The sequence below is a fragment of the Halorubrum sp. SD612 genome (genome assembly GCF_002135005.1).
Window position 1 is genome coordinate 1 of the sequence record NZ_NEWI01000179.1, and the last position, 4,370, is coordinate 4,370.

The 4,370-nt window shown below is 68.3% G+C and carries 6 protein-coding genes; 4 read left to right on the plus strand and 2 right to left on the minus strand.

What is annotated here, in order from left to right; genetic code table 11:
- The first annotated feature begins 239 nt into the window (after positions 1–239).
- Positions 240–638, plus strand: coding sequence for a helix-turn-helix domain-containing protein (locus B9G38_RS14420; RefSeq protein ID WP_017344090.1), 399 nt, complete (start codon positions 240–242; stop codon positions 636–638).
- Between the two features lie 567 nt (positions 639–1,205).
- On the opposite strand, the gene B9G38_RS14425 is transcribed toward B9G38_RS14420, so the two are convergent.
- Both B9G38_RS14425 and B9G38_RS14430 read right to left on the minus strand, forming a co-directional pair.
- Entirely contained in the window at positions 1,206–1,589 is a 384-nt protein-coding gene (locus B9G38_RS14425) for a DsrE family protein (RefSeq protein ID WP_004596952.1), read from the minus strand.
- A 2-nt stretch (positions 1,590–1,591) separates the two neighbouring features.
- Positions 1,592–1,837 carry a sulfurtransferase TusA family protein gene (locus B9G38_RS14430; RefSeq protein WP_004596950.1) on the minus strand — a complete coding sequence of 82 codons (246 nt, stop codon included), beginning with the start codon at positions 1,835–1,837 and terminating at the stop codon, positions 1,592–1,594.
- Positions 1,838–1,959: 122 nt separating this feature from the next.
- Here B9G38_RS14430 and B9G38_RS14435 point away from each other — a divergent pair, with 122 nt between their 5' ends.
- The 3 genes from B9G38_RS14435 to B9G38_RS14445 all read left to right on the plus strand — a co-directional run bounded on the left by B9G38_RS14435 (position 1,960) and on the right by B9G38_RS14445 (position 4,229).
- Positions 1,960–2,256, plus strand: coding sequence for a hypothetical protein (locus tag B9G38_RS14435; protein WP_086220831.1), 297 nt, complete (start codon positions 1,960–1,962; stop codon positions 2,254–2,256).
- A gap of 63 nt (positions 2,257–2,319) precedes the next feature.
- A complete protein-coding gene (locus B9G38_RS14440) occupies positions 2,320–3,168 on the plus strand; it encodes a universal stress protein (RefSeq protein ID WP_086220832.1) in 849 nt (282 codons plus the stop codon).
- 131 nt (positions 3,169–3,299) lie between these two features.
- Positions 3,300–4,229 carry an acetamidase/formamidase family protein gene (locus tag B9G38_RS14445; protein ID WP_086220833.1) on the plus strand — a complete coding sequence of 310 codons (930 nt, stop codon included), beginning with the start codon at positions 3,300–3,302 and terminating at the stop codon, positions 4,227–4,229.
- Positions 4,230–4,370 lie beyond the last annotated feature (141 nt).

Consider the following 4,370-nt stretch of genomic DNA (forward strand, 5'->3'; position numbering starts at 1 on the left):
GGCCGCGGTGGGGGCGGCGGGGTCGGGCGCGGACGACGAGGAGGACGGTGAGACCGACGCGGACGATACCGACGCGGACGACACCGACGCGGACGACACCGGCGCGGACGCCGGCGAGTAGCGGCCCCGCCCAGACGCCTTCGACCGGCTAACGGTCGGCGTTCGTCGGCCGAGTGCGCGGAATTGTATACCTCACACACAACACTTTTAGCGCCGGGACGCCATACGTACACTGTAAAATGCCCGATTCGATGTCCGAACAGCTCCAACGGGACATGGAGTGCGAGGGGTTACTCGAGTGTTTCCACGGCCTGAAGCAGTTGGACAAGGACTGCTACCAGACGCTCGTATCGGCCGACGAGGCGCTCACGATCGACGAGGTCGCCGAGCGCGTCGACCGGGAACGCTCCACCGCCTACCGCGCGGTTCAGCGGCTCCTCAAGGCCGGCTTCATCCAGAAAGAACAGATCAACTACGAGCAGGGAGGCTACTACCACGTGTACATGCCGACGGACCCGTCGCAGATCGCGGACGACATGCAGCGGCTGCTCAACGACTGGTACGCGAAGATGGGTCAGCTCATCGGCGAGTTCGAGGACAAGTACGAGCAGCCCGAGCGCGCCACCGTCAAGAACTGACCCAGCGGCCGACCGAACCGACCCAGCGACCGACCGTTCGGTCGTGACGCGGCCCGACGCGCGGAAATCGGCGTGCGAGCGGTCGGCGTCGGTATCGCGTCGTTTCTTCGGCGGCGAAGTCGGCTACCGGTCAGATTCTCGTTCCGGCGGTCGATTCGCGCGGCGTTCCGGGCCCCGTTTCCCGTCGCTATTCCGCGTAGAGAGCCCTCCGTCGGCAGTCGGGACAGACGTACGGGAGGCGTGAGAATCTCGTCCGCTCGGAGATCGCCGAGAAACCCTTCGTTCGACCCTTCGGAGACGATCGAGAGCGATCTTATGGCGTCGGTTCCGTGTAGTCACATCGCTTCGAGCGGTTCTTCACAGTCCGGACAGCGCTTTTCAACGGGAACGTGTGTGGTTCGCCCACTACATTCCAAAACAGCTTTGACCCGTCCTCGCACGGTTCGGGCACGCGCTGCGCTCGCGCCGATCGGGACGTCCTCGGCAAGCGAGCGTTTCGGACGGCGACGCGTCCGAAGAACGGACGCAGAAGGGGGAATACCGGGAGCGGTGACGCGGCGCCGACGCTCAGAACGTGAACACGTGGTCGGCCTCGTCGGCCGCTTCGAGGAACGTGACCGCGCCGGCGAACTGCGTCGTCAGGTCGTCGTCGATGGCGTCCTGCTCCCACTGGAGCATGTCCAGCGTGGTCGTACACGCGACCGAGGTGACCGCCTCACCGCCGTCGGCGATCAGCTGGTCGAGCATGTCGTAGGGGTTCGGCATCCCCTCGTCGAGGAGCGGCTGGACCGAAGAGAGGTCCTTCTCGCCCTCCAGCAGGTGCGTCAGCCCGTCGAAGGTGAAGTAGAGGAACACGTCCGTGTCCATCGTCAGCGCGACGTGGCCGAGGTTGGTCGCCATCGCGAGGTTCTTCGGGTCGTCGTCGGAGATGATGATGCCGATTTCGTCCATGCTCACTCCTCCTTGCGGACGTAGTGGGTGTACACGTCGTCGCCCTCCTCCTGTTCGAGGAGCGTGACGCCGTCGGTGCCGGTCGCCCATCCGTCGATGTCGCTCACGCTGCCGGGGTCGGTCGCGACGACCTCCAACACCTCACCGGGGGCGAGGTCGTCTATCGCGCCCTTCGTCTTCACGATGGGCATCGGGCAGCTCAGTCCTTTCACGTCCAGGGTCTCCGCGATGTCGAGTTCTGTGCTCATGGGTCGGTTGTTTGTACGCAACAGACAATACTCTCTGGGATGGTTTTAATCTTGCGCATCTGAGTCAATACTAGGTAGAACCGCCGCGGCGACCGACGTCGGGTCGATCGGACCCGGCGCCGATGGCGGCACTTACGGTCGTCGGGGGCGAAGCAAGTCCTATGGCGACGACCGTTCGGGTTCGCTGTACCGACTGCGCGTACGAGGAGTCGTTCGACTCGCTCCGCCGGGCGCGGACCGCGCTCGACGAGCACGAGCGCGCGACGGGCCACGCCGTCGACTGGGAGATCGGCGGGCTCGCTCCCGGCGTCGAGCGCGCGGGCGACGACGCCGGCGTCTGCGGCCGGGAGGGGTGCGCGAACCCGGACTCGCCGCTCCTCGACCACGACCCGTCCGCCGGCTCGGACCCGATCGACTGAGCCCGACTGTCTCCTGTATTGTACAACAAAAACAATATTACTGAGGAGGACGAACGGGTAGGTATGCGCATCGTATTCGCGACGGACCTCTCGGACGCGAACGAGGCGGCGATCGAGTCGCGGACCTGCCTCGACTGCCTCGACAACATCGGCGTCACGGAGGTTCACTTGCTGACGGTCGTCCCGGACAACGTCTCCAGCGGGCTGCCGGGGATGGACGCCGCCACCGACGCCCGCGAGGCGCTCGCCCCGCAGCGGCGCGTGTTCGAGCGCGCGGGGTTCGACGTGGAGACGCACGTCGCTCGCGGGACCCCGCACCGGCGCATCAACGGCTTGGCCGAGCGCCTCGACGCCGACATGATCGTCGTCGGGTCGCGCGGCGAGGCGCCGCTCCGGAACCGGCTCATCGGCGGGACCGTGCGAAACGTCGCGCGGACGGCGGTCAGACCCCTGCTCGTCGAGCGGATCGAGGAGACGTCTGACGGCCACGCGGTCAAGAAGGAACACCTGTTCCAAGACGTGTTGTACGCGACCGACTTCTCCGAGAACGCGGCGCGCGCGTTCGACTTCTTCCCGGCGTTGACGGGCGCGACGGAGCGCGCGTCCCTGCTCCACGTCGACGGCCCGGGCGACACGGAGTCGATGCGGGACGCCGCGGAGCGGCTGGAGGAACTGGCGACGGACCTCCGCGATCGGACCGGGTTCGACGTCGGGACCAACGTCAGGTCGGGGAACCCGGTCGAGGAGATCGCGGCCGAGGAGCGGCGCGTGGGCGCGACGACCACGCTCATCGGCGCGCGCGGGACGAGCCGCCTCCGGCGGCTCCTCCTCGGAAGCACCGCGGAGTCGATCGTCGCGCGCGGGACGAACAACGTCCTCATCGTCCCGCCCGAGGCGTCACCGCCGCGCTGACACCTGCCGCAGTGAGACCGGCCGCGCTGACGCCCCCCGTGGGACGGTCGCCGCGCTGACGCCCCTCGTGGGACGGTCGCCGCGCTGAGTCGGCTCGGGGTTTTTGTCGCCGGAGCGCCCACGGTCACGTGATGTCACGCGAGACCATAACACACCGCGACGGCCACGTGTACGAGTTCGGACCCGAGATGGACCCGGTGTACGAGGCCGCCGACGGCGAGTCGGTGACGGTCGAGACGGTCGACAGCCTGAACGGCGAGATCCAAGCGCCCGACGACCTGCTCGACGCGATTCCGGAGGAGGTCAACGCCGCGACGGGACCGATCGCGGTGGCCGGCGCGAGCCCCGGCGACGTCCTCGCGGTCGAGATCGAGGCCGTGCGCGTCGCCGAGGACCGCGGCCGCGTGCTCACCGCGCCCGGGTTCGGCCTGCTTCAGGACGACCCCGATATCGACCACCCCGCGACGCGGATCACGGAGGTCGAAGCGGCAAGCGGGAGCGACGGGGGAGCGGCGGCGATCGACTTCGAGGGGATCGACGTGCCGATCGACCCCGTGATTGGGACGATCGGGGTCGCCACGGACGGCGAGACGATATCGACGCTCACGCCCGACGACCACGGCGGAAACCTCGACACGACCGACGTGACCGCCGGGACGACCGTCTACTTCCCCGTGTTTCAGGAGGGCGCGATGCTGGCGCTGGGCGACGCGAAGGCCGCGATGGCCGACGGGGAGATGTGCGGGACCGGGGCCGAGATCGCGGTCGAGGTCGACGCGACGCTCTCGGTGATCGATGACCCGGACGTGGCGCTCGACCGCCCGCTCCTCGACACCGGCGACGCGGTGAAGACGGTCGCGAGCGCGCCGACGTTGGAGGCGGCCGTCGAACTGGCGAACGGCGACATGCTCGACATGTTAGCACACCACCACGGCTTCTCGCGAACCGAGGCGTACCTCTTCTCCAGTCTCGTCGGCGGCCTGGAGATCAGCCAGGTGGTCGACCCGCAGGTGACGGCCCGGAACGCCGTGCCGAGCGAGTACCTCTCCCCGCCGTTCTGACCCGTCGACGCCGACCTCAGCGCTCCGAGCGCTCGGCGAACCGTCGCGCGGCGTCGCTCAGGCCGGAGTCGGTCGGGGCCCCGGTCTCGTCGGCCTCGGCGGCCGCCGCGTTTCCGTCGCGGTCGGCGGGCTCGCGGTCTT